This window comes from Streptomyces sp. NBC_01352 (assembly GCF_036237295.1).
In the GTDB taxonomy this organism is placed as follows: Bacteria; Actinomycetota; Actinomycetes; order Streptomycetales; family Streptomycetaceae; genus Streptomyces; species Streptomyces plumbiresistens.
In genome coordinates, this window is record NZ_CP108354.1 from 4,946,797 (window position 1) to 4,970,467 (window position 23,671).

Genomic DNA, 23,671 nt, shown 5'->3' on the forward strand with positions numbered 1-23,671 from the left:
CCACCGCCCCCTCACTCCGGCGGGGTCAGCAGCGTCATCCCCTCCGGAGCCACCACCCCGAACTCCGCCTCCAGCAGCCGGCGCACCTCCGCCTCCTCCGTGACCTCCCGCTCCCTCACCGTGCCGTCGACCAGCGTCTCGGTGAGGAGGCGGCCGTGGAGAAGGAGGTGGCGTTCGGCGGAAACCCGCTGCACGTAGAGCTGTTGGGTGAAGGGCGAGCGCGGGTTGGTCCCGATGTGCCAGTTGATGACCTCGAAGTCGGGCGCCTCGAACGGCTCCAGGGTGAACGCGTACTGCTCCGCCCAGGACGCGGCCTTCTCCTCGTACGCCTCGAGCGCCCACATCTCCAACGGCCCCCGGTGCGCCACGTGCACGAGCCGATGCCGCCGCTCCGCGTCCCGGACCTCGGCACCCACCACCAGCGGCATGGGCTCCAGCAACGCCCCGATGGCCCCGAACCCGACGTCGGCCAGATACGGCGCCCGCTCCCCCGGCACCTCCACGAGCAGAGCCATGTGCGTACGCGGCCGACTCTCCCTACGGTCCGCCCCCACGACGACGCGGGCGGCCAGCCGGGTCACCACCCGGAAGCCCAGCGCCTGAAGGGCCAGCGAGAACAGCGTGTTGTGCTCGTAGCAGTAGCCGCCGCGCCGGCTGTGGACCAACTTGGTCATGAGGTCGGCGGGTTCGAGTGAGGGCGCCAGGCGCCGCAGGGCATCCAGGTTCTCGAACGGGATGCCCCGCATGTGCGCGAGATGCACCCCCCTCAGCGTCGCAGCGTCGGCCCGCCGCTCCCCCTCCCACCCGATCCGCCCGAGATACGCGTCAAGGTCGAACTCCCCAATGTCATCGGCCATGCCCTCACCGTATGCACACCGCTCAGCCCACGTCAGCGATCCACAGCAGTAGCCGCTCCCCCGCCTTTGGACCTAGGGCCTGTCCGGCGGATCAGGTCGCAGACGCGGGGCCTGGCACGCCGATCTGCGGCGTTGTCGTCGGTTGCCGATGCTCCGCATCGACGCCCTCCTCCGCCTTGCAGCTCGACGCACCAGGCCCCGCTCACCTCCGTCGATAAGGTGCGGCCGATTTCCTGCGACCTGATCCGCCGGACAGGCCCTAGTCCCCCAGAAGCCCGAATCCGGCCCCCAGCCTCCGCAGCCCCTCCCCGATCTCCTCCGGCGTCTGCGTGACGAAGCACAGCCGCAGCGTCGACCGATCCGGCTCACCGGCATAGAAGGGCGCCCCCGGCACATAGGCCACGTCCTGCCGCACCACCCGCGCCAGCAGCTCGGTCGTGTCGTACGACGACGGCAGCCGGGCCCAGAGGAACATCCCGCCCTCGGGCCGGCTCCAGGCCGACCCCTCCGGCAGCGCGTCCGCCAGCCCCGCGAGCATCGCGTCCCGCCGCTCCCGGTACACCCCGGCGACCCGCCGGACGTGGGCGTCCAGGTCCCGGTCGGCCAGATACCGTGCCGCGGCGAGCTGGTTGACCGTCGGCGTGTGCAGGTCGGCGGCCTGCTTGGCGACCGCGCAGGCCCGCCGCAGCGCGCCCGGCGCCCGCAGCCACCCCAGCCGCAGCCCCGGCGCCATGACCTTGGAGAAGGAGCCGAGCAGGACCGTACGGTCCTCGGCGCCCGGGTACGTGGCGATCCACGGCACCCGCTCGCCCTCGAACCGCAGCTCCCCGTACGGATCGTCCTCGACGATCCACAACCCCTGCCGGGCGGCGACGGACGCGATCGCCGCCCGGCGCGCGGCCGGCAGCGTACGGCCCGTCGGATTCTGGAAGGTCGGCACGGTGTACAGCAGCTTGGGCCGCTCCCGCACGACCAGTTCCTCCAGCGCCGCCGGATCCAGCCCGTCCCCGTCCCCCGGCACCGCCACCACCCGCGCCCCCGCGAAGCCGAAGGCTTGAAGCGCCGCCAGATAACAGGGACTTTCGACGAGAACCGTGTCCCCGGGCTCCACCAGCACGGTCGCGAGCAGGGACAGAGCCTGCTGCGAACCGGTGGTGACCAGCACGTCGTCGGCCTCGGTGGGCAGCCCCCGCACCGACATCCGCCCGGCCAGCGCACCCCGCAGCCCCGGCTCACCCTCGGTCGTGGAGTACTGCAACGCCCGCTCGGACGCCTCCGTGAGCACCGCCCGATAGGCGTCCGCGATCCCGTCCACGTCGAACAGCTCCGGCGCCGGCAGCCCGCCCGCGAAGTTGATCACCTCGGGCCGGGCGGTGACGGCGAGGATGTCCCGTACGGCAGACCCACCGACCGCCCGGGCCCGCGCGGCGAGCGGCGGCGCGGGAACGACATCGACCTCGGCAGCGGTCATGGCGGCTCCTTCGACTGCGGCGGACTGAAGAACAGAACAGTGCCGCGCAGCCTAGGGAAATAAGTGCCACCTACAAGCAGGTTTCCGCCATCCGGACGGCACCCACGCCAACCCTTCAGCCCTCAGCCCTCAGCCCTTGAGCCCAGTCGCCCCATACACATTGATGTCGTCGTCCGTCACGTCGTTGATGTCCCGGTAGCGGATCTTCTCGATGTCGTCGAGCCTCGCGAAGTCCTCCGGATCGATGGTCGGCGGAGCGGGCGCGGGATCCGGCTTCCACTGATGGACGGGGACGACACCGGGCTCGTCGAGCGTGATGCCCGGCGTCTCGGTGAAGAACCGCTCCACCTCGGCCTTGGTCCGGAACACGAAGGTGAACCCGCGCTCGGTGTACGTCCGTTGCACCGCCCGGGTCGGCTCCGGGTGCATCTCGTCGGTGAGATGGGTGAGCACGAGCCGGCTGCCCAAGGGCAGCGCGTCCACCAGACCGCGCACGACCGAGTAGGCCTCCTCGTCCTCGACGAAGTGCAGAAGCGCCACCAGACACAGGGCGATCGGCTCGTCGAAGTCGAGGGTCTTGGCGGCCTGTTCGAGGATCTGGCCCGGTTCGCGCATGTCGGCGTCGATGTAGTCCGTACGCCCCTCGGGCCCGCTCGTCAGCAGGGCACGCGCGTGCGCGAGGACGACCGGGTCGTGGTCGACGTACACGACCCGCGAGTCGGGAATGACCCGCTGGGCGATCTGATGGACGTTCTCCGCGGTCGGCAGCCCGGTGCCGATGTCGAGGAACTGCCGGATGCCGTGGTCCGTGGCCATCCGCGTCACCGCGCGGCGCATGAAGTCGCGGTTGTGCCGCACGTCGAGGTAGCCGCGCGGATTGGCGGTCAGGGCGGCGGCCGCCGCCGCGCGGTCCATCGGGTAGTTGTCCTTGCCGCCGAGGAAGACGTCGTAGACACGGGCCGGGTGCGCCTTGGTGGTGTCGATCCTCCTTCTCAGCTCGGCGGGGTCCTGGCTGAGGGCGTCACCGGACATGGGCGTCTCCTCGGAGAGTCGGCGGTGGAACGGTCAACAACCTAACTCCCGGCGGCACTTGATGGTGCCCACCGGCACATTTCGCAGAACCCGACCGTACGACGTCCCGCGCCACGTCCCTGGGAAGCAGCATCCCCGCAGGTCAGCCCGCATCCCACGGCCCCGGCGTCCCGAATCCCCCGCGAACCATGGCACCGGCCACCACTCACCCCGCACGCTGTTGGCACCGCCCCCCACCCACCACGGAGGCCGCCCCGCATGTCCGCCCGAACCCGCCACCGCCGCCGCCTCCTCGCCGCCACCGCCCTCACGCTCCTCGCGCTCGTGCTGACGGGCTGCGAGGACGGAACGGGCGTACGCGACGAGGGCCCGTCGACGCTGTCCCCCTCGACGCACTCCACCCGCTGACCGGCCGGCCCCACTCAACGCGAAAGGCCGCCCGGAGAGCGGCCGGGCGGCCTAAGACACGCAGGTCCGAAACTCGACGTCAGACGAGAACCGGCGCTTCCTTCGGGTTCGCACCGAACTTGTTCGCGCCCGACTCACCGTCGCTGCACAGGAAGACCAGCATCACGATGGCGCCGACGAGCGGCACCAGGCCGATGAAGACCCACCAGCCGGCGCGACCGGTGTCGTGCAGACGGCGCACGGTGACGGCGAGGCTCGGCAGCAGGATCGCGAGGTAGAAGACGATCGCGATCACCGGCTGCTTGGTGACGGCCGCGATGATCGCGAACACGATGTAGAAGATGGACACGAACAGCGTGTACATCCAGTACTCCTTGCGACGCGCACGCCCCGCGAACACCGCGTACTTCTTCAGCGCCTCGATGAACCAGCTCATTGTGTCCCCCCAGGGATCGACATTCCCAAGACCCCTCCGAACGGATCAGGCCAGGCGCAGAAGATATGGACACTGACGGGAACTCGTCAATTCGTTACGTCGGCCCAGTTCCGAGGCCCGAACTCACCACCCGCCACGGGGTAAGCGCTCTCCCCAGGGTCATTTTCCGGACAGACCCCCAGAAGCCCACCGCGAAAACCCGGAAACGCCACGGAAACACCACGGTTCACGCCCCCCGCGTTCGCCGGACCGAGTTCCGCCCGTAGCCGGACCGAGTTCGAACCGTTGCGTACGGTAGGCACCCGGGAGCGCCCCGTTCGCGTCCCGCTCCGCCGTCACAGCAGGCGCTGCGCGACCTCGGTGGCCCAGTAGGTGAGGATGTTCCGCGCCCCGGCCCGCTTGATGCCGGTGAGGCTCTCCAGAATCGCCCGGTCCCGGTCGATCCAGCCCTTCTCGGCGGCGGCCTCGATCATCGAGTACTCCCCGGAGATCTGATAGGCGGCGACCGGCACGTCCACGGAATCGGCCACCCGGGCCAGAATGTCCAGGTAGGGCCCGGCCGGCTTCACCATCACCATGTCGGCGCCCTCTTCGAGATCGAGCGCCAACTCCCTCAGCGACTCCCGCGCGTTCGCCGGATCCTGCTGGTACGTCTTCCGGTCCCCCTTCAACGAGGACCCGACGGCCTCCCGGAAGGGCCCGTAGAACGCGGAGGCGTACTTGGCGGTGTACGCGAGGACGGCCACGTCCTCCCGCCCGATCTGGTCAAGGGCATCCCGGATGACGCCGATCTGCCCGTCCATCATCCCGCTGGGACCCACCACGTGGGCCCCGGCGTCGGCCTGGACCTGCGCCATCTCGGCGTACCGTTCAAGGGTCGCGTCATTGTCGACACGCCCTTCCGCGTCGAGGACCCCACAGTGCCCGTGGTCGATCGTCTCGTCGAGGCACAGGTCGGACATGACGAGCAGCTCGTCGCCCACCTCGGCCCGCACATCACGGATCGCGACCTGCAGAATCCCGTCCGGGTCGGTCCCCGGCGTCCCCACCGCGTCCTTCTTCGACTCCTCCGGCACGCCGAACAGCATGATCCCGGAGATCCCCGCCGCGACCGCCTCCGCGGCGGCCTTCTTCAACGTGTCCCGGGTGTGCTGCACCACCCCGGGCATCGCCGCGATGGGCACCGGCTCGGCAATGCCCTCGCGTACGAAGGCCGGAAGGATGAAGTCGGCAGGATGCAACCGCGTCTCGGCGACCATCCTCCGCATGACGGGGGTGGTCCGCAGCCGCCGCGGCCGCGTGCCGGGAAAGGATCCGTACGTCGTCATACACCTACGCTACGCCCGCCCCAGCACCCCCTTTGCCGACGCCCCGTCGGCGCCCGACCCCTCACCATTCACCCCAAGTCCCCAGTCCCCCGGCGCGGCCACAGCCACCCCTGGGGTCTCCGCCCCCAGCCACCCGACCTATGCCCACCCTTCGCCCCGGGGCCTGCTCCAGGCGGATGGCTCGGCGGGCCGAGAGGTGACGGTCGTCGGAAGGTGGACGCTCCCGCACTCGCGTACGGCGGCAAGGGGACGTGTCGGGGGGTGTCCGCCCGCAGCGGTTGGCGCGTCAACGCCAGCACCTCAACAAGGAACCGATTCCGCGCCGTTCCGAGGACGGACACCCCCCGACACGTCCCCGACCCACCACCCACCGCAGGCACAACGCCCCGCCCCCCACATGCGGCACGCACACCACAGGTCCAAGCTGAAAGTACAAGCCTCCCGCCCCAGGAGGACAAGATGACCGCCACCCACGGCACCACGCCCCACCGCACGACCCACCGCACCACCCACCCCACCCCCGACCTCTTCGCCCTCTCCGACATCAAGGGCCCGGTCCTACGCCCCGGCGAAGACGGCTACGCCGACGAGGTCACCGGCTTCAACCTGGCCGCCCTGCACACCCCCGACGTGGTCGTAGGAGCAACCGGCGTCGACGACATAGTCGCCGCCCTCCGCTGGGCCTCCGCCACCCGCACCCCCGTAGCCGTCCAGGCAACCGGCCACGGCGCCAACTACCCCATAGACAGCGGCCTCCTGATCACGACCACCCGCATGACGGACGTGGAAATAGACCCCACCACCCGCACCGCCACAGCATCAGCCGGCACGAAATGGCGCCACGTCATCGACGCCGCAGCCCCCCACGGCCTCGCCGCCCTCACCGGCACCTCCACAGACGCAGGCGTCGTCGGCTACACCCTCGGCGGCGGCCTCCCCGTCCTCGGCCGCGCCTACGGATACGCCGCCGACCTGGTCCGCTCCTTCCAGGTCGTCACCCCGGACGGCGCCCTCCACGAGGTGACCAAGGACACCGAACCCGAACTCTTCTGGGCCCTACGAGGCGGCAAGGGAAACGTAGGGATCGTCACGCAACTGACCTTCGACCTGCTGCCCTTCTCCCGCCTCCTCGGCGGCGGCATCTACGCCCCCGGCGAGCACACCGAGGCCCTCCTCCGAGCATGGGCGGACTGGACACACACCGTCCCGAACGAGATGTGCAGCGCCTTCAGCCTGCTGCGCCTCCCCCCGATCCCCCAGATCCCCGAACCCCTGCGCGGCGGCTTCTGGGCCAGGGTGGCGATCGCATGGACGGGCGACCCGGCAGAAGGCGAACGCCTCATCGCCCCCATCCGCGAGGCCGCCCCCGTGTCCGTCGACACGGTCGAGGAGATGGACTACGCGGAAGTCGACCGCATCTACATGGAGCCCCAGGACCCGCTCCCCGCCCGGGAATCCTGCGCTCTGCTCCACGACCTGACCCCGGCCGCCGTCCGCACGTTCCTGGACCAGGCGGGCCCGGCCGCGCAGGACTACCCGCTCCTCCTGGTGGAGATCCGCCACATGGGCGGAGCGCTGTCCCGCCCGGCGGCGGTCGAGGACGCGATCTGCGCCCGCGACGCCGAGTACTTCCTGGAAACGGTGGCGGTGCTGGCCGCCCCACCGGCCGCCGAGGCCATAGAACAGGCCACGACAGCCCTCCAAACGGCCATGGCCCCGTACGGCACGGGCCGCACGATGGTCAACATCCACGGCACCCCGGGCAACGAAGAGGACCGAGCCCGAGCCTGGACGCCGGAGGTGTACGCCCATCTCCAACAGGCGAAGTCGACCTACGACCCCGAAAACCTGCTCCGCTACGGCCACACAGTGACCCCAGCCTGACAGGCACGGGCACCGGCACCCACACCCCCAGGCACCGACACCACTATCAGGTCGTCGTACGCCTCCGCCGAGCCCCCGGCCGCCGCTCACTCGGCCGCGTCACCGGATCCCCAGCCTCCAGCGCCGCGGCTCTCCGCCGCAGCCCGAAGTCGGCAAGCGCCTCGGCCAGCTTGTGCACGGACGGCTCGGGAGCCATCACATCCACCCGAAGCCCATGCTCCTCGGCGGTCTTGGCGGTGGCAGGCCCGATACACGCGATGACGGTCACGTTGTGCGGCTTACCGGCGATACCCACCAGGTTCCGCACCGTGCTCGACGAGGTGAACAGCACGGCGTCGAACCCACCGCCCTTGATCGCCTCCCGCGTCTCGGCCGGCGGCGGCGACGCCCGCACGGTCCGGTAGGCGGTGACGTCGTCGACCTCCCACCCGAGCTCGATCAGCCCGGCGACCAGCGTCTCCGTGGCGATGTCGGCACGCGGCAGGAACACCCGGTCGATCGGGTCGAACACCGGGTCGTAAGGAGGCCAGTCCTCCAGCAGCCCAGCCGCCGACTGCTCCCCGCTCGGCACCAGATCCGGCTTCACACCAAACGCGACCAGCGCCTTGGCGGTCTGCTCGCCCACCGCGGCGACCTTGATGCCGGCGAAGGCGCGCGCATCGAGCCCGTACTCCTCGAACTTCTCCCGAACGGCCTTCACGGCATTGACGCTCGTGAAGGCGATCCACTCGTACCGCCCGGTCACCAGCCCCTTGACCGCCCGCTCCATCTGCTGCGGCGTCCGCGGCGGCTCGACGGCGATCGTCGGCACCTCGTGCGGCACGGCCCCGTAGGACCGCAGTTGGTCGGAGAGCGAAGCCGCCTGCTCCTTGGTCCGCGGCACGAGCACCTTCCAGCCGAACAGCGGCTTGGACTCGAACCACGAGAGCTGCTCGCGCTGAGCCGCGGCGGACCGCTCACCGACCACGGCTATCACCGGCCGCGCGCCCTCGGGGGACGGCAGTACCTTGGCCTGCTTCAGCGTCTGGGCGATGGTCCCCAGCGTCGCGGTCCAGGTCCGCTGCCGCGTGGTCGTACCGGCGACGGTGACCGTCAACGGCGTATCGGGCTTGCGCCCGGCGGACACCAGCTCACCGGCGGCCGCGGCCATGGAGTCGAGGGTCGTCGACACGACTACCGTCCCGTCCGAAGCCCCCACCTCCGTCCAGCACCGGTCGGAAGCGGTCCGAGCATCCACGAACCGAACGTCCGCGCCCTCGGCGTCCCGCAACGGCACACCGGCGTAAGCAGGCACGCCGACGGCGGCCGCGACCCCGGGAACGACCTCGAAAGGCACCCCCGCGGCGGCGCACGCCAGCATCTCCTCGGCGGCGTACGCGTCGAGTCCGGGATCCCCGGACACCGCACGCACGACCCGCCTGCCGCCCCGCGCGGCCTCCATGACAAGATGTGCGGCATCCCGCACGACGGGGACACCCACGGTCGTTGACGCACTGTCAACTACCGTTAGTTGAGGCGCGCCTGCGCCCGGAGTCGGACCCTGAGCCGGACCGGAGGACAGATCCGCGGACGGATCCGAATCCGTGTTCACGACGGCGACACCGGACCTGGCGTGCGCACGTACGACGTCGAGCACTTCGTGCTCGGCGACGAGGACGTCCGCACGTGCCAGCGCCTCGACGGCGCGAAGAGTCAGCAGTCCCGGATCCCCGGGTCCGGCACCAAGGAAGGTGACGTGCCCGTGTTCCGGACCGGCGGCGGGAAGAGTGGTGGGGCTCACTGTGCTTGCTCCCCCATCAGACCGGCCGCGCCCTGGGCAAGCATCTCGGCAGCGAGTTCGCGACCGAGCGTCATTGCCTGGTCGTACGTCTCGGGCACGGGACCGGTGGTGGACAACTGCACCATCCGCGAGCCGTCGGTCGTGCCGACGACGCCGCGCAGGCGCATTTCCTTGACAATCTGCCCGTCGGCCAGCAGGTCGGCCAGCGCGCCCACAGGGGCGCTGCAGCCGGCCTCCAGGGCGGCGAGCAGGGACCGTTCGGCGGTCACGGCGGCCCGCGTGAGCGGGTCGTCGAGCTCACCGAGCGCAGCGATCAGGTCCGCCTTGTCTGCGGCACATTCGATCGCGAGTGCCCCCTGGCCGGGGGCGGGCAAAACCGTGTCGACCGACAGGAAGTCGGTCACTTCGTCACCGCGCCCGATGCGATTGAGCCCGGCCGCGGCCAGCACGACCGCGTCGAGTTCACCGTCGCGCACGAATCCGATCCGCGTATCCACGTTCCCGCGGATCGGAACCGTCTCGATGTCCAGCCCGTGGCTGCGCGCGTACGCGTTCAGCTGGGCCATCCGCCGCGGCGAACCCGTACCGATGCGCGCCCCGCGGGGCAGGTCGGTGAACTTCAGCGCGTCCCGGGCGACGATGACGTCCCGCGGGTCCTCGCGCAGCGGAATCGCGGCCAGCGCCAGCTGGTCGGGCTGCCCGGTGGGCAGGTCCTTCAGCGAATGAACCGCGAAGTCGACCTCCCCTTTCAGCAGCGCTTCCCGCAGCGCGGTCACGAAGACGCCCGTGCCGCCGATCTGCGCGAGCTGCTCGCGGGAGACATCGCCGTAGGTGGTGATCTCGACGAGCTCGACGGGCCGTCCGGTCACCTGGCTCACGGCGTCCGCGACCTGCCCGGACTGGGCCAGGGCGAGTTTGCTCCGCCTGGTCCCGAGCCTCAATGCCTTGCTACTCATGCCGGCCCTCGGTTCTTGCTGTTCTCAGGTTCGTCGTCGGCGCCATCGGCCCGGGAGACGGCGGCCACCGTCTCGGGGTCGAGGTCGAACAGGGTCCGCAGCGCGTCCGCGTACCCGGCGCCGCCGGGCTCGGCCGCGAGCTGCTTGACCCGTACGGTCGGCGCGTGCAGCAGCTTGTCGACGACGCGCTTCACGGTCTGGGTGATCTCGGCGCGGTGCTTGTCGTCGAGGCCGGGCAGCCGCCCGTCGAGCCGGGCGATCTCGTTCGCGACCACATCGGCGGCCATCGTCCGCAGCGCGACCACGGTGGGCGTGATGTGCGCGGCCCGGAGCGCCGCCCCGAAGGCGGCGACCTCGTCGGCGACGATACGGCGGACCTCGTCGACGTCGGCCGCCATCGGAGCGTCTGCCGAGGCGTCCGCCAGCGACTCGATGTCCACGAGCCGTACCCCGACCAGCCGGTGCACGGCCGCGTCGATGTCGCGGGGCATGGCGAGGTCGAGGAGGAAGAGGGTCGGCTCGGGCCGCGGGATCTCGGCGACGGGCTCGGGCTTGCGCCGCTCGGGCACCCGGCCGACGGCGGCCGCGGCGGCGGCGAGCGCCGCGATGGCGTCCGCCTCCTCGGCCGGGTCGAGCACGCCGAGCGCACCCGCCGGGGCGGCGTTCTGCTGACGCGCGACGCCGTTGTCCACCCAGGCCGCGTGCTGTTCCAGGTCGGCGGCGGCCATCCCGGCCACGGCGGCCTCCCCGAGCACGGAGAACCCGGCGGTTTGCGCGACCGGCAGGTCCAGCGGACAGCCGTCCTCGGCGCCCAGGCTGGTGGGCGGAAGCCCGTCGCGCGCGGCGGCCGCCACGGCCGTACGACCGGAGCCACCCGACGGCGAAACGCGCCCGCTCTCCGCGGCCCCCGCTCCCGTACGGCCCTCGACCGCCGAGGCGACCGCCTCGGCCGTCAGGACCAGCCCCGTCGCCCCCGTGCAGGACACGACGAGATCGGCACGTGTCAGCTCGACCGGCACCGATTCCATCGGTACCGCGCGGGCCAGCACGTCCGTGTCGTCGCCCTCCGCCAGGCGTTGTCCGTAGTGCTCTTCGAGCAGGAGGGCGAGCCGCTCGGCGCGGTCGGGCGTGCGGTTGGCGACGACGATCTCGGCGACCCCGGCGCGCGCGAGCGTGGCCGCGGCCAGCGAGGACATCGAACCGGCGCCGATGACCAGGGCCTTCTTGCCCCGGGCCCACTGCTCGACGGCGTTCGAGGCGGACAACTGCTCCAGGCCGAAGGTGACCAGGGACTGCCCGGCGCGGTCGATACCGGTCTCGGAGTGGGCGCGCTTGCCGACGCGCAGGGCCTGCTGGAACAGGTCGTTCAGCAGCCGCCCGGCGGAGTGCACGTCCTGTGCCTTGGCGAGGGAGTCCTTGATCTGGCCGAGGATCTGTCCCTCGCCGACGACCATGGAGTCGAGCCCGCACGCCACCGAGAACAGATGGTGGACGGCCCGGTCCTCGTAGTGCACGTACAGATAGGGAGTGAGCTCCTCCAGCCCCACCCCGCTGTGCTGGGCGAGCAGCGTGGACAGCTCGGCGACACCGGCGTGGAACTTGTCCACGTCGGCGTACAGCTCGATGCGGTTGCAGGTCGCGAGCACCGCGGCCTCGGTGGCGGGCTCGGCGGCGACGGTGTCCTGGAGCAGCTTGACCTGCGCGTCCGCGTTCAGCGCTGCCCGCTCCAGCACGCTGACCGGGGCGCTGCGGTGGCTCAGCCCGACGACGAGGAGACTCATGCCGGCATCACGGCGGGGACGTCCCCGTCTGGACCCTTGTCGGCGGGCTGCTTGCGGGCGGCGGTGTGCGGGACGGCGCCGTCGGCGTTGGCGGCGGCCTCCTCGCCGGCCTTGCGCTGCTCGTGGAAGGCGAGGATCTGCAGCTCGATGGAGAGGTCGACCTTGCGCACGTCGACGCCGTCCGGGACGGACAGCACGGTCGGCGCGAAGTTCAGGATGGAGGTGACGCCGGCGGCCACGAGCCGGTCGCAGACCTGCTGGGCGGCGCCGGCGGGCGTGGCGATGACCCCGATCGACACGCCGTTGTCGTCAATGATCTTTTCGAGCTCGTCGGTGTGCTGGACGGGGATCCCGGCCACCGGCTTTCCGGCCATCGCCGGGTCGGCGTCTATGAGCGCCGCGACCCGGAAACCGCGCGAGGCGAACCCGCCGTAGTTGGCGAGGGCGGCGCCGAGGTTACCGATACCGACGATCACTACCGGCCAGTCCTGGGTGAGGCCCAGCTCACGGGAGATCTGGTAGACGAGATACTCGACGTCGTAGCCCACACCGCGCGTTCCGTAAGAACCCAGGTAGGAAAAGTCCTTGCGCAGCTTCGCGGAGTTGACCCCCGCCGCGGCCGCGAGCTCCTCGGAGGAGACCGTGGGTACCGAGCGCTCCGACAGTGCGGTCAGCGCGCGGAGGTACAGCGGAAGGCGGGCGACGGTGGCCTCGGGAATCCCTCGGCTACGGGTCGCCGGTCGGTGAGTTCGGCCAGTTGCCACGGTGCTCCTGCGGGTAGAGCGGGGCTGCAGGCGGTCACACGTTCCCGGACCGCCCCGTCGAAAGCAGGCTATGTCTTTGTGAACGCGTGCACAAAGATGGTGTCCGATTTGCCCGGCCAACGTGACCGGGGTCACGCACCCCCGGCGCACCTGTGCGGAACCGGCGCATGCGCACCACCGTTCCTCTTCTCTTGGGGGCAAAACCGCACACTCTCCTCTACGATTCCCGCCCCCGAGACCAAGTCGCCGTCGATCCTAAGCGACGTTCCGGACCAGTTGGACTACTCGGTCAGTGCTTTGCGAAGGCGATCCTCGTTCACGCGCCAGAAGGTGTGCTGCGCTCCGTCGACGAGCACGACGGGGATCTGTTCCCAGTACTGGTCGTGGAGTTGGGGATCCTGGGTGATGTCCTTCTGCTCCCAGGGAACCCCCAGATCGGCGCACACCTTCTCGACCACGGACTGTGCGTCATCACACAGATGACACCCGGGCTTGCGGACGAGAGTGACGAGCCGGTCCTGTGGGGCCCTCGGGGCGCTGCGCCGAAAGATGGGAGTCATGTCGGCCATTCTCCCGCGTTCTTTAACGGCACGGTCGCGGAGAGTTCACACCCTTCGAACCTCTCGGCTCCGGAACCTCCGAACAGACTGGCTATGCTCACGCCATGGCCGCTCTTGGATGGCTCACTCCCCGTAGGCGCTCCGCCACCGCGCGGAGCGTGTTGGCAGGCGAGGCCTCGGCTGAGGCAGCGCGCAAGTCCACGCAGGACCTCCCCAGCGAGGAGCCGGCGTTCCCCGTGCACGGCGACGCGCACGCCGCCGCCTTCTTCGACCTGGACAACACCGTGATGCAGGGCGCCGCCCTGTTCCACTTCGGACGGGGCCTGTACAAGCGGAAGTTCTTCGAGACCCGCGACCTCGCGAAGTTCGCCTGGCAGCAGGCGTGGTTCCGGCTGGCCGGCGTCGAGGACCCGGAACACATGCAGGAGGCCCGCGACTCGGCGCTGTCGATCGTCCAGGGCCACCGGGTCTCCGAGCTGATGTCGATCGGCGAGGAGATCTACGACGAGTACATGGCCGAGCGCATCTGGCCCGGCACCCGGGCCCTGGCCCAGGCGCACCTGGACGCGGGCCAGAAGGTGTGGCTGGTCACGGCGGCCCCGGTGGAGATCGCCCAGGTCATCGCCCGCCGCCTCGGCCTGACCGGTGCTCTCGGCACGGTCGCCGAGTCGGTCGACGGCGTCTACACGGGCAAGCTGGTCGGCGAACCCCTGCACGGCCCGGCGAAGGCGGAGGCGGTCCGTGCGCTGGCCGCGGCGGAGGGCCTGGACCTGACCCGCTGCGCCGCCTACAGCGACTCGCACAACGACATCCCGATGCTGTCGCTGGTCGGCCACCCCTACGCCATCAACCCGGACAGCAAGCTGCGCAAGCACGCCCGTCGGCTGGAGTGGCGGCTGCGCGACTACCGCACGGGCCGCAAGGCGGCGAAGGTCGGCATCCCGGCGGCGGCCGGCGTCGGCGCGGTGGCGGGCGGCACCGCGGCGGCGATCGCCCTGCACAAACGCCGCCGATAACGCGGGGCATCACAACAGGTCACGCCCGGAACAACCGGCCAATCCACGGGTCGTACCCCGTTACCCCGCTGGTCAGTCCCGTTGGCTGCACACGGCCACAACACGCCCCGGACCCAGACGGAACACGACGCTTTCCGATCAACAACCGATCACTGACCGGCACTTGATCGGCCGCCATTCGGTTACAGAAGCGACGTAATCGATGATTTGAGCAACTGCGTGTAGCAGTGCCTGCACTAAGCGTTATTCTCCTCAGACGCAATCCGGATCCCCTTCCGTCGCTACGACGGGTGAACGGTTCCGTACTGCACGTGATGGAAGCTCTGCCTCTGGGAGTCCCGTGTACCCACACGTCGGGGTTGACGCCTCGGGCCTGGCTACGCTGCGCGCAACGGTCCAAGACCTGTTGCGCGGCTTCGTCCCCACCGCGTACGCCGTCCCTGCCCTCGCCGTTGCCACCACCCCCGTCGGCCCGTGCTACGCGCTCGCCGACGGCAGCGCCGCCGTCGGAAGACGAGGGCGTTCGACCGGTGCCACAACAACCCGCCGCCCCGCGGCGGACAGCGACAGCGCCCGCATGATGGACCTTGTGGAGCGCGCCCAGGCCGGCGAGGCCGATGCCTTCGGCCGTCTCTACGACCAGTACAGCGACACCGTGTACCGGTACATCTACTACCGAGTGGGAGGCAAGGCGACCGCTGAGGATCTCACCAGCGAGACGTTCCTGCGCGCACTGCGCCGCATCGGCACGTTCACCTGGCAGGGCCGCGACTTCGGCGCGTGGCTCGTGACCATCGCCCGCAACCTCGTCGCGGACCACTTCAAGTCGAGCCGCTTCCGGCTCGAAGTCACCACCGGCGAGATGCTCGACGCCAACGAGGTCGAGCGCTCCCCCGAGGACTCCGTCCTGGAGTCCCTCTCGAACGCCGCCCTTCTCGACGCCGTACGACGGCTCAACCCGCAGCAGCAGGAGTGTGTGACACTCCGCTTCCTCCAGGGCCTCTCCGTCGCCGAGACCGCCCGCGTGATGGGCAAGAACGAGGGCGCGATCAAGACCCTCCAGTACCGCGCCGTGCGCACTCTCGCCCGGCTCCTCCCGGACGACGCACGCTGACAGAACACGCTCGGTAACTCTCAACTCGCAGTCGGTGAAAGTCCGTTGGCTTCGCTATCCGATCATCCGCCGTCCGTAACCCAAGTGCCGCGCCACTCGTTGTGCGGGATGCAGGCTCCCTGTGGTCACCCCCTGGCCGACTTCGATCACCCGATCGTGTGCTTCTGGTCAGGGCGTGCAACCCTCAGGACCCCCTGGGGAGTCGACCGTCTTGACGAGAGGAGGTGCCGCCAGTGATCGCGAACGTATCGGCGCACCGGCGGGCGAACGCCTTCGCCCAGGCCCTGGAGGACCAGTCCGGCCAGGGCACGGCGGCCGAGCAGTCCGACGGACCACCGCCGTCCCCGGCTGCTGCGGAACAGACCGGTCAGGGCCGCCTCACGGCCCTGGCGACCGGTCTCGGCGAGCTGCCCAAACCGCAGATGGACCCCGAGGTCAAGGTCGTCCAGCGGGCCCAGCTCGTGGCCGCGATGGAGGCCATGCTGCTGGAGGGCACGATCGGAGGCGAGGGCGACCCCGCGGTACCCGAGCAGCGCTCCCCCCGGGCACGGGGCGCTCACCGAGCAAGCCCACTGGGCAAGCTCCGCCCGCGTTCCCGGCTCACCAAAGGCCTCGCCGCGGGCGGACTCAGCGTCGGCGTCGCCGCCGGCGCCTTCGGCGGAGTCGCCGCGGCCAGCTCGGACGCCCTGCCCGGCGACTCGCTGTACGGCCTCAAGCGCGGCATAGAGGATTTCAAGCTCTCCTACCTGTCCGACGGGGACGACGAGCGCGGTGTGGCCTACCTCGACCAGGCCTCCACCCGCCTCAGCGAGGCCCGCCGGCTCATGGAGCGCGACCGCGGCGGCCAACTCGACCACGAGTCGCTGGGCGAGATCCGCCGCGCCCTGTCCGGCATGCGGCACGACGCCTCCGAGGGCCACCGCCTGCTGACCGCGGCGTACGAGCGCGACCCGGACTCCCTGGGCCCCATCCAGGCCCTGGACGCCTTCTCCCGCTCGCACCGCGACGTCTGGGGCGCCCTGCGCGACCGGCTGCCCGTCCAGCTCGGGGACGTCAGTCAGCAGGTCTCGTCGGTCTTCGACGCCATAGACGAAGAGGTCGCCCCGCTGCAGTCCCTCCTCCCGCAGCCTCCCGCCCAGGGCGGCAGCGGGACCGGTCAGCGACAGGACTCCGGGCCGACGTCCTCCGACACCTCCACCGGTTCCGGCCGCTCCTCGGCACCCAGCAGCGGCAACGACGGCTCGTCCGACGGCACGGGGAGCGACAGCCCCAGCCAGTCGGCCGGCTCCGGCACCGAGGACGACGGCCTGCTCGGCGGCAACACCGGCGGCCTCCTCGACCCGCCCAAGAACACCGGCGACACCAGTCCCCCATCCACCACGACACCCACCACCGAACCGGACGTCACCCTCCCGCCCCTCCTCCCCGGCCTGCTGCCCGGCCTGGGCATCGACGCGGAGGACGCGGAGCAGTAGTCCCTACGACAACGGGGGCGCCCTCCTGGGAAGGGCGCCCCCGTTGTCGTACGACAGGCTTCCGTCAGCTTTCTCAGACAGTCTGCCGAAGCCCGCAAGTTTCTCAGACAGCTGCCGAGAGCCGCCGACAGCACTCAGAGGAAGACCGAGCGGCGCTGCACCAGCAGCTTGGCCCCTCCTGTCTGCCGCCCTTGCACTGCTTCGCAGGCTGCGGGCAGCTGCGCCGGACTCCGTCCGGCGGCTTCAACCGACCGGGATCGCCGCCCCAAGGGCTGCCCCGCCGTCGACAGACCCATCCGTGCGTCGGCTCAGAAGAAGACCGAGCGGCGCTGCACCAGCAGCTTGGCCCCTCCTGTCTGCCGCCCTTGCACTGCTTCGCAGGCTGCGGGCAGCTGCGCCGGACTCCGTCCGCCGGCTTCAACCGACCGGGATCGCCGCCCCAAGAGCTGCCCCGCCGTCGACAGACCCATCCGTGCGTCGGCTCAGAAGAAGACCGAGCGGCGCTGCACCAGCAGTTTGTAGAGCGTGTGCTGGATCTGTTCGCGGACCTGGTCGGTCAGGTTGAACATCAGCATCGGGTCCTCGGCGGCCTCCGGCGGATAGCCGTCCGTCGGGATCGGCTCGCCGAACTGGATGGTCCACTTGGTCGGCAGCGGGATCGCACCCAGCGGGCCGAGCCACGGGAAGGTCGGCGTGAGCGGGAAGTACGGGAAGCCGAGGACGCGGGCCAGAGTCTTGGCGTTGCCGATCATCGGGTAGATCTCCTCGGCCCCCACGATCGAGCACGGGATGATCGGGGTGCCCTGGCGCAACGCCGTCGAGACGAAGCCGCCGCGGCCGAAGCGCTGGAGCTTGTATCGCTCGCTGAAGGGCTTGCCGACGCCCTTGAAGCCCTCCGGCATCACCCCGACCACCTCGCCCTGCGCCAGCAGCCGTTCGGCGTCCTCGGCGCAGGCCAGGGTGTGGCCGAGCTTGCGGGCCAGTTCGTTGACCACCGGCAGCATGAAGACCAGGTCCGCCGCCAGGAGCCGCAGATGCCGGTTGGCGGGGTGGTGGTCGTGGACGGCGACCTGCATCATCAGGCCGTCCATCGGCAGCGTCCCGGAGTGGTTCGCGACGATCAGCGCCCCGCCCTCGGCCGGGATGTTCTCGACGCCCTTCACCTCGACCCGGAAGTACTTCTCGTACATCGGGCGCAGCAGGGACATCAGGACCTGGTCGGTCAACTCCGCGTCGTAGCCGAAGTCGTCGACCTCGTAGTCACCCGTGAGTCGGCGCCGCAGGAACGCGAGCCCGCCCGCGATACGCCGCTCCAGGCCGCCGTACGCGCCCTCGTCCTGCCGCTGCGGGGGCAGCTGTTCCTCACGGGTCACGGGAACATCATCCTGCGCGGGCGCCCTGCTGGGCAGGGGCTGGACCTCACGGACCACCGTGGGCTCACCCTTGCGCCGGCTCCCCGCGCTCCGGCGCCGCGGCGGCCGCTGTACGGCGCTCCCGCGGGACCGGTCGTCGTCGAACGGAATGACCTTGGCGTCCGCCATCGTTGATGCGCTCCTCAGTTGGCGCTCTGCGTCGGGGGGTGGCCGCTGCCCGCCAGGGGCAGCGCGGCGATCCGGTCGACGGCCCCCGCAAGGGCCTCGGGCGGCAGCAGTCCCGGTCCGCGACTGCGCGCGAACTCCGCGAACGTCTGAGCCGTCGTGTACTTCGGCTTGAACCCGAGCGTCTCACGCATCTGGTCCGTCGCCACGACCCGGCCGTGGGTCAGCAGCCGGATCTGTTCGGGCGAGAAGTCCGTCATACCCAGCGTACGCACCAGCGATCCGGCCCAGGTGACCGCGGGGAGCAGCAACGGCACCGTGGGCCGGCCCAGCCGCCGCGAGCACTGCGACAGCAACAGCACCCCGTCCCCGGCGATGTTGAAGGTGCCGCTGTTGAGCGTGCCCCGCTCCGGTTCGTGCGAGGCGATCCGCAGCACCTCGATCACGTCGTCCTCGTGCACGAACTGCAGCCGGGGGTCGTAGCCCAGCACGGTCGGCAGGATCGGCAGCGCGAAATACGCGGCGAGCGGGGTGTCCGCGGTCGGGCCGAGGATGTTGGCGAACCGCAGCACGCACACGGCGACGTCCGGCCGGCGCCGGGCGAAGCCGCGCACATACCCCTCGACCTCCACCGCGTCCTTCGCGAACCCGCCGCTGGGCAGCGACTTGGGCGGAGTGGTCTCGGTGAAGACGGCGGGATCGCGCGGCGCGGATCCGTACACGTTCGTACTGGACTTGACCACGAGCCGCTTCACGGTCGGCGACTTCTGGCATGCCCCCAGCAGCTGCATGGTGCCGATGACGTTGGTCTCCTTGACGGAGGTCCGGCTGCCGCTGCCGAGCGCGGTCGCGGTGACGTCCAGATGGACGACCGTGTCGGCGGCCGTCTCGGCGAGGACCCGCGCTATGCCCGGCTGCCGGATGTCGGCCTGGATGAAGTCGGCGCCGCCCAGATGGTGCTCGGGCGGAACCGCGTCCACGGCGACGACCCGCTCCACCTGTGGGTCACGCTGGATCCGTCGTACGAACCGGCCCCCCAGTTGACGGGCCACCCCGGTCACGAGCACGACCTTGCCCAAGATCAGCGCCTTCCTTCCAGCCCAACCAGCACTCTTAGCCTGCCGTGTTCCCCGTGTGAGGCCCAACTTAGCGGTTTGGTGTTGCGCTGTGATGACCGCCCAATGCGTGAAGTGACGACATCCGGCCCCGGACACGCGTGTGGCCCCCCACCATCATGGGCGGGGGGCCACAGAACACACGCTCTCGCGGTGTCGCTTACTTCTTGTTGCGACGCTGAACGCGCGTGCGCTTGAGCAGCTTGCGGTGCTTCTTCTTGGCCATCCGCTTGCGCCGCTTCTTGATAACAGAGCCCACGACTACCCTCGCTCACTTCTCATCACTCGGTGCTGGGCGCCATGGGCCCATACGACCTACGAGGGGCTAGCCTACCCGCCCGAGCGCTGAGGTCGTAATCGAGGTGACCGGGGTGATCCAGTAGTGCCCTGAGGATCCCCCCGGACCGTCGTCGTCAGGCGGTTTCCACCCCCACGTAGCTCTCGCGAAGGTACTCGTGAACCGCATTCTCCGGGACGCGGAAGGACCGCCCCACCCGGATCGCGGGCAGATGACCGCTGTGCACCAATCGGTACACGGTCATCTTCGACACTCGCATCACCGAGGCGACTTCCGCCACGGTAAGGAACTGAACCTCGCTCAGAGGCCTCTGCTCAGCAGCCATGACACACCTGAACCTTCCGCACTCGACGGCCACCGGCTTCCCCTTCCGGTGACTCTTCGTCGCTGCGTGCTCACTCCCCAATGTAGGGGCGGGTGATGCAAGTGGGGAAGAGGTGCACCCATCGGCGGCCTACTGTGACAGACACGCTCGATTGAGTACGTAGCGGGTCAGCGGCAGGTAGTAATCAGACCGCACAGCGTCATCAAGTGGAACGACGACGGACACGACCCCCTCCGCCTCCCCCACAAAGAGCGCGGGGTCATCCGTATCCGCCAGCCCAATGGCCTCAAACCCCAGCTGACCTGCTCCGCAGACCCATCCGTGGTCTCCGATGACGAGCTCGGGAAGAGGCCCGCCGGCCTCCGCGGCCGCGGCCAGCGCGACCCGAACCGGGAGCGGCGAATGCGTGTGCGCGCCGGTCGCACGACCGGAGCTCGGCGCGGCGGGTTCCCGCACCAGCGCGACTCCTCGTACGTAGTCAAGGTTGTACGTGCGTAGACCGAACCGGGTCGTTATGTCGACAGAGTGACCCTGCGCCGGGCTGAGGACGGTACATCCCGCCGCCGACAGCGCGTCCGCCAAGGCGGCGTAGAAGCCGAGCAGCCGATGGGGGTGTCCGGTGCCGAGGAGGACGGTCGCGCCACGCTGCGCGGCTGCCTCGAGCCGCTCGGCGAACGCATCCAGAGCAACCAGGGTCCGCTCAGGATCAATCACATCATGGCCCTCAACGTGACGAGGATCGGCCGAAACCCCGCACTTGTCCGCCATCAACTCGATCAGATCCAGCTGTCCCCACGACCACTCGGGATCAATCCCGATCAATACCCGAGGATCCCGAGCAGCGAACAACCGATAACTCCGCAGACTCTCCTCCCGCGAGGTCGCCACAGTCCCGGCCAACCGCGCGGCAAGCAGATGGGCACGCAGGGCGCCGACACTCAACACGGGTGCGATGCTGACGGACCCAACACTCCACCGCGACACGAACGAGCAAACACCCCACAGTTGGCGTAACACCTGCCTGCCAATACCGGCCACACCCCTCTCTCCGCGTCCGAGTCCGAGGAGACGGCCCTTCGGGCGGAAACGGGTGCGCGGCGCAGCCCAGCGGGGTGCAGGGACGAAGCCCACAAGGCGCGAGCGGACGTAGCCTCCGCCAAAGGTCCGGGACTCCAGCCCCCGCCCGAGAGCCGGGACTCCAGTCCCCGCCAGGGATCCGGGGGGACGCAGCCGCCGGGGCGGAGCCCCGCACCAAGTTAGTTCTCGCGGGCCGGACTGCGCCCGGTTGCGAGGCGTTTCCGCCCCTCGGGCATGGGCAGGACCGCCAGTGCGGTGTCTGCGATGTTCCGCAGCGTCTCCGGGTCCAGGCCGGCCTTGCCCACCGCCTCGATACCGCGGACCACCGTCAGCAGCAGTGCAGCCAACCGCTCCGGATCCGCAGCGCTGTCGATGTCGCCGTGGCGCTGGGCGGCGCTGATCTCCGTCCGCAGCAGGGTCAGCAGTGCCGTCATGGTCTCGGCCGACCGTCCGGCGACCGTCGGATCGTGCTGGGCCAGTTCCGCCGCACCCTTGGCCAACAGGCACCCGCGGCGCTCGGTGTCGGAGGCGGTGTTCTCCGCCATTAGGTGTACGTATCCCGACAGCCGGGCCAGGGCCTCCGCGTCCGGGCCACCCGCCAGCCGCCCTTCGGCCACCTCGACGACTGCGGTGCACCAGTCGCCGAACACACGGTGGAACAGCTTGCCCTTGTCGCCGAACGCGCCGTACAGGCTGCCCTTCCCCAGGCCGGTCGCCTGGGCGATGTCGTCCATCCGGGTTCCCGCATAGCCGGTCGCCCAGAACTGTTCCCGGGCCTGCTCCAGGACTCGGCGTTCGTCGAATGCGCGTGGTCTCGGCATGCTCTCACCCTAGCCATTCTTGACTCGATCGTCCATTACTGCCTACGTTGTGGACGATCCATTCCACAACTGAAGGGGTTCGACATGCCAGGCGTGCTGCAGGAGAAGGTGGCCGTGATCACCGGAGGGACCAGCGGGATCGGGCTGGCCATCGCCCACCGCTTCGTCCGGGAGGGCGCACGGGTCTTCGTGACCGGCCGGGACATCGACCGCCTCGAAGCGGCAGTCAAGGAGATCGGCCCTGCGGCCACCGGCGTACGATCCGACGTCTCGGTCCTGGCCGACCTGGACGCGCTCTACGCGCGAGTCCGCGAGGAGGCCGGACGCATCGACGTGCTGGTGGCCAACGCGGGCATCGTCGCGGACGCCGCGCTCGGCGCCCACACCGAGGCGAACGTCGACCTGACGCTCGCCGTCAACGTCAAGGGCCCACTCTTCACCGTTCAGAAGGCGCTTCCGCTGCTGGCGGAGAACGCCTCCATCCTGGTCATCGGCTCGAGCAACAGCGTGCGGCCCAATGAGCAACTCGAGGTCTACAGCGCCTCGAAGGCGGCGGTGAGCAACCTCGTGCACAACTGGGCCCGGCAGTCACGGGAGCGCCGATTCCGGGTCAACGTGCTCAGCCCGGGACCCACGCGGACCCCTGGTCTGCTGGGCGCCGCGGGGCCGGACGTCGACCAGTTCGCCGAGGCCGTCGTGCCACTGGGGCGGCTGGCCGACGCCGATGAAATCGCCGAGGCCGCCCTCTTCCTGGCTTCGGACGCCTCGTCGTTCGTCACCGGCGCCGAACTCTTCGCCGACGGCGGCTACACCCGGGCCTGACCGACGGCCGTGGTGCACATCCGGTCCCCTCAAGCGATGGGGCGCACTCCCGGCCGCGCGTGTGCGTCGTACGAGGCCAGTGCGCCCGAAGCAACCAGATCGTGGCAACGCCAACCTCCACCGCATGCTCATCCATCTCGTCGAGGAGACCGGACGGCACTCGGGGCATACGGACATCGTGAGGGAGCTGCTTGACGGGGCGAAAGAGCACTACTAGCTCGCCTCTGTGCTGTCGGTTGGCCCGCTGGTTCTTCGGTTCGGGGGTCGTGTGCTTGATCTGGCGTCGCCGCAGGTAGCGGCGGTTGCGGCGGGCTGAGTAAGCCTTGTCTTTGCCGAGGTGGCCAGGCCGAGTCCGCGGTCGCCCGCCATCCCGGCGGGCGGCACGGACACGCTCCACGACCGGGATGAGCTGCGGAGCGTCGCCCCACTGCCCCGGGGCGATCAGCAAGGCGAGTGAGCGGCGTCCGCCCTCACCAGCAAGGTGGATCTTGCAGGTCAGGCCGCCCCGTGAGCGTCCCAGGCCCTCATCGGGGCGGTGCTCCAGGAGCGGGTGTCTTTTCCCGGAAGCCGCGGGGGTTTCTTACGTGCTCCCGCGGCGTGTCGGTGGGCCCGGCAGGAGGTGGAGTCCACGCGAATCATGGACCCGTCACTGCGGCCTTCCGCGTCGGCATCGGCGAGGAAAGCCGCGAAGGGCTTGCCCCATGTCCCATCCGCTGACCAGTGCCGATGTCGCTCCTACACGGTCTTCCACCGACCGAAACGCGCAGGCAAATCCCGCCAAAGAACCCCGGCGCCAACCCGCGCCCCACCTCG

At 70.1% G+C, this 23,671-nt stretch carries 23 protein-coding genes and 1 pseudogene; 7 read left to right on the plus strand and 17 right to left on the minus strand.

Features of this window, described 5'->3' with window-relative positions:
• Positions 1–11: 11 nt before the first annotated feature.
• The 3 genes from OG252_RS22910 to OG252_RS22920 form a co-directional block, all read right to left on the minus strand.
• A complete protein-coding gene (locus OG252_RS22910; RefSeq protein ID WP_266435609.1) occupies positions 12–857 on the minus strand; it encodes an arylamine N-acetyltransferase family protein in 846 nt (281 codons plus the stop codon).
• Between the two features lie 259 nt (positions 858–1,116).
• Positions 1,117–2,328, minus strand: coding sequence for an aminotransferase-like domain-containing protein (locus tag OG252_RS22915; protein WP_329338316.1), 1,212 nt, complete (start codon positions 2,326–2,328; stop codon positions 1,117–1,119).
• 129 nt (positions 2,329–2,457) lie between these two features.
• Positions 2,458–3,360: an SAM-dependent methyltransferase gene (locus OG252_RS22920; RefSeq protein WP_329338317.1), complete on the minus strand. Its 903-nt coding sequence runs from the start codon at positions 3,358–3,360 to the stop codon at positions 2,458–2,460.
• Positions 3,361–3,618: 258 nt separating this feature from the next.
• Between OG252_RS22920 and OG252_RS22925 the strand changes: the two genes are divergently transcribed.
• Complete coding sequence (locus OG252_RS22925; protein WP_266435615.1) at positions 3,619–3,768, plus strand: hypothetical protein; 150 nt, start codon at positions 3,619–3,621, stop codon at positions 3,766–3,768.
• A gap of 79 nt (positions 3,769–3,847) precedes the next feature.
• Here the strand turns inward: OG252_RS22925 and OG252_RS22930 are convergent, their stop codons facing one another.
• A complete protein-coding gene (locus OG252_RS22930; protein ID WP_266435616.1) occupies positions 3,848–4,204 on the minus strand; it encodes a DUF805 domain-containing protein in 357 nt (118 codons plus the stop codon).
• Between the two features lie 335 nt (positions 4,205–4,539).
• On the minus strand, positions 4,540–5,532 hold the full coding sequence (gene hemB, locus OG252_RS22935; RefSeq protein WP_266435618.1) for a porphobilinogen synthase: 993 nt from the start codon (positions 5,530–5,532) through the stop codon (positions 4,540–4,542).
• 459 nt (positions 5,533–5,991) lie between these two features.
• Between hemB and OG252_RS22940 the strand changes: the two genes are divergently transcribed.
• Positions 5,992–7,416 carry an FAD-binding oxidoreductase gene (locus OG252_RS22940; RefSeq protein ID WP_329338319.1) on the plus strand — a complete coding sequence of 475 codons (1,425 nt, stop codon included), beginning with the start codon at positions 5,992–5,994 and terminating at the stop codon, positions 7,414–7,416.
• Positions 7,417–7,462: 46 nt separating this feature from the next.
• Here the strand turns inward: OG252_RS22940 and OG252_RS22945 are convergent, their stop codons facing one another.
• The 5 genes from OG252_RS22945 to OG252_RS22965 all read right to left on the minus strand — a co-directional run bounded on the left by OG252_RS22945 (position 7,463) and on the right by OG252_RS22965 (position 13,266).
• Complete coding sequence (locus tag OG252_RS22945; protein ID WP_329338321.1) at positions 7,463–9,196, minus strand: bifunctional uroporphyrinogen-III C-methyltransferase/uroporphyrinogen-III synthase; 1,734 nt, start codon at positions 9,194–9,196, stop codon at positions 7,463–7,465.
• Positions 9,193–10,152 (minus strand): hydroxymethylbilane synthase, encoded by a 960-nt coding sequence (hemC, locus tag OG252_RS22950; RefSeq protein WP_266435625.1) that lies wholly within the window; start codon positions 10,150–10,152, stop codon positions 9,193–9,195. Before hemC ends, OG252_RS22945 begins: the two co-directional genes overlap by 4 nt.
• The gene (locus OG252_RS22955) at positions 10,149–11,933 is read right to left on the minus strand and encodes a glutamyl-tRNA reductase (protein WP_329338324.1); all 1,785 of its coding nucleotides are present in this window, start codon (positions 11,931–11,933) and stop codon (positions 10,149–10,151) included. Before OG252_RS22955 ends, hemC begins: the two co-directional genes overlap by 4 nt.
• Positions 11,930–12,697, minus strand: a complete 768-nt coding sequence (locus tag OG252_RS22960; RefSeq protein WP_266435631.1) for a redox-sensing transcriptional repressor Rex — start codon at positions 12,695–12,697, stop codon at positions 11,930–11,932. Before OG252_RS22960 ends, OG252_RS22955 begins: the two co-directional genes overlap by 4 nt.
• A 281-nt stretch (positions 12,698–12,978) precedes the next feature.
• Positions 12,979–13,266, minus strand: a complete 288-nt coding sequence (locus OG252_RS22965) for a glutaredoxin family protein (protein ID WP_329338326.1) — start codon at positions 13,264–13,266, stop codon at positions 12,979–12,981.
• A 95-nt stretch (positions 13,267–13,361) separates the two neighbouring features.
• Between OG252_RS22965 and OG252_RS22970 the strand changes: the two genes are divergently transcribed.
• From OG252_RS22970 to OG252_RS22980, 3 genes are all read left to right on the plus strand, one after another.
• On the plus strand, positions 13,362–14,273 hold the full coding sequence (locus OG252_RS22970) for an HAD family hydrolase (protein WP_266435636.1): 912 nt from the start codon (positions 13,362–13,364) through the stop codon (positions 14,271–14,273).
• Positions 14,274–14,613: 340 nt separating this feature from the next.
• Positions 14,614–15,387, plus strand: coding sequence for an ECF subfamily RNA polymerase sigma factor, BldN family (locus tag OG252_RS22975; RefSeq protein ID WP_266435638.1), 774 nt, complete (start codon positions 14,614–14,616; stop codon positions 15,385–15,387).
• Positions 15,388–15,620: 233 nt separating this feature from the next.
• Positions 15,621–16,862: a DUF5667 domain-containing protein gene (locus OG252_RS22980; RefSeq protein ID WP_329338329.1), complete on the plus strand. Its 1,242-nt coding sequence runs from the start codon at positions 15,621–15,623 to the stop codon at positions 16,860–16,862.
• Between the two features lie 482 nt (positions 16,863–17,344).
• Here OG252_RS22980 and OG252_RS22985 read toward each other — a convergent pair whose 3' ends face one another.
• From OG252_RS22985 to OG252_RS23010, 6 genes are all read right to left on the minus strand, one after another.
• On the minus strand, positions 17,345–18,403 hold the full coding sequence (locus OG252_RS22985; RefSeq protein WP_266435642.1) for a lysophospholipid acyltransferase family protein: 1,059 nt from the start codon (positions 18,401–18,403) through the stop codon (positions 17,345–17,347).
• A 14-nt stretch (positions 18,404–18,417) separates the two neighbouring features.
• Positions 18,418–19,479, minus strand: a complete 1,062-nt coding sequence (locus tag OG252_RS22990) for an NAD-dependent epimerase/dehydratase family protein (protein WP_266435643.1) — start codon at positions 19,477–19,479, stop codon at positions 18,418–18,420.
• Positions 19,480–19,675: 196 nt separating this feature from the next.
• On the minus strand, positions 19,676–19,774 hold the full coding sequence (locus OG252_RS22995) for a 30S ribosomal protein bS22 (RefSeq protein ID WP_003948845.1): 99 nt from the start codon (positions 19,772–19,774) through the stop codon (positions 19,676–19,678).
• A 154-nt stretch (positions 19,775–19,928) separates the two neighbouring features.
• Positions 19,929–20,138 (minus strand): helix-turn-helix domain-containing protein, encoded by a 210-nt coding sequence (locus OG252_RS23000; protein WP_016437488.1) that lies wholly within the window; start codon positions 20,136–20,138, stop codon positions 19,929–19,931.
• 129 nt (positions 20,139–20,267) lie between these two features.
• A complete protein-coding gene (locus tag OG252_RS23005) occupies positions 20,268–21,083 on the minus strand; it encodes a phosphatase (protein WP_329338332.1) in 816 nt (271 codons plus the stop codon).
• A gap of 311 nt (positions 21,084–21,394) precedes the next feature.
• Positions 21,395–22,036: a TetR/AcrR family transcriptional regulator gene (locus tag OG252_RS23010; protein WP_266435649.1), complete on the minus strand. Its 642-nt coding sequence runs from the start codon at positions 22,034–22,036 to the stop codon at positions 21,395–21,397.
• Positions 22,037–22,120: 84 nt separating this feature from the next.
• Here OG252_RS23010 and OG252_RS23015 point away from each other — a divergent pair, with 84 nt between their 5' ends.
• Complete coding sequence (locus OG252_RS23015) at positions 22,121–22,858, plus strand: SDR family NAD(P)-dependent oxidoreductase (protein WP_329338335.1); 738 nt, start codon at positions 22,121–22,123, stop codon at positions 22,856–22,858.
• A 124-nt stretch (positions 22,859–22,982) separates the two neighbouring features.
• Positions 22,983–23,075: a mycothiol transferase gene (locus OG252_RS52360; protein WP_443068422.1), complete on the plus strand. Its 93-nt coding sequence runs from the start codon at positions 22,983–22,985 to the stop codon at positions 23,073–23,075.
• Between the two features lie 3 nt (positions 23,076–23,078).
• Here OG252_RS52360 and OG252_RS23025 read toward each other — a convergent pair.
• Positions 23,079–23,659 (minus strand): annotated as a pseudogene (locus tag OG252_RS23025) (IS5 family transposase); the annotation flags it as partial.
• Positions 23,660–23,671: the final 12 nt, after the last annotated feature.

What these genes read in the sequence shown, in the direction of transcription:
- OG252_RS52360 (WP_443068422.1), top strand. Translation starts at nt 22,983, where the DNA reads ATGCTCATCCATCTCGTCGAGGAGACCGGACGGCACTCGGGGCATACG.
- OG252_RS23015 (WP_329338335.1), top strand. Translation starts at nt 22,121, where the DNA reads ATGCCAGGCGTGCTGCAGGAGAAGGTGGCCGTGATCACCGGAGGGACC.
- OG252_RS22925 (WP_266435615.1), top strand. Translation starts at nt 3,619, where the DNA reads ATGTCCGCCCGAACCCGCCACCGCCGCCGCCTCCTCGCCGCCACCGCC.
- OG252_RS23000 (WP_016437488.1), bottom strand. Translation starts at nt 20,138, where the DNA reads ATGGCTGCTGAGCAGAGGCCTCTGAGCGAGGTTCAGTTCCTTACCGTG.
- OG252_RS22955 (WP_329338324.1), bottom strand. Translation starts at nt 11,933, where the DNA reads ATGAGTCTCCTCGTCGTCGGGCTGAGCCACCGCAGCGCCCCGGTCAGC.
- OG252_RS22910 (WP_266435609.1), bottom strand. Translation starts at nt 857, where the DNA reads ATGGCCGATGACATTGGGGAGTTCGACCTTGACGCGTATCTCGGGCGG.
- OG252_RS22915 (WP_329338316.1), bottom strand. Translation starts at nt 2,328, where the DNA reads ATGACCGCTGCCGAGGTCGATGTCGTTCCCGCGCCGCCGCTCGCCGCG.
- OG252_RS22920 (WP_329338317.1), bottom strand. Translation starts at nt 3,360, where the DNA reads ATGTCCGGTGACGCCCTCAGCCAGGACCCCGCCGAGCTGAGAAGGAGG.
- OG252_RS22970 (WP_266435636.1), top strand. Translation starts at nt 13,362, where the DNA reads ATGGCCGCTCTTGGATGGCTCACTCCCCGTAGGCGCTCCGCCACCGCG.
- OG252_RS22930 (WP_266435616.1), bottom strand. Translation starts at nt 4,204, where the DNA reads ATGAGCTGGTTCATCGAGGCGCTGAAGAAGTACGCGGTGTTCGCGGGG.
- OG252_RS22965 (WP_329338326.1), bottom strand. Translation starts at nt 13,266, where the DNA reads ATGGCCGACATGACTCCCATCTTTCGGCGCAGCGCCCCGAGGGCCCCA.
- OG252_RS22940 (WP_329338319.1), top strand. Translation starts at nt 5,992, where the DNA reads ATGACCGCCACCCACGGCACCACGCCCCACCGCACGACCCACCGCACC.
- hemC (WP_266435625.1), bottom strand. Translation starts at nt 10,152, where the DNA reads ATGAGTAGCAAGGCATTGAGGCTCGGGACCAGGCGGAGCAAACTCGCC.
- OG252_RS23010 (WP_266435649.1), bottom strand. Translation starts at nt 22,036, where the DNA reads ATGCCGAGACCACGCGCATTCGACGAACGCCGAGTCCTGGAGCAGGCC.
- OG252_RS22985 (WP_266435642.1), bottom strand. Translation starts at nt 18,403, where the DNA reads ATGGCGGACGCCAAGGTCATTCCGTTCGACGACGACCGGTCCCGCGGG.
- hemB (WP_266435618.1), bottom strand. Translation starts at nt 5,532, where the DNA reads ATGACGACGTACGGATCCTTTCCCGGCACGCGGCCGCGGCGGCTGCGG.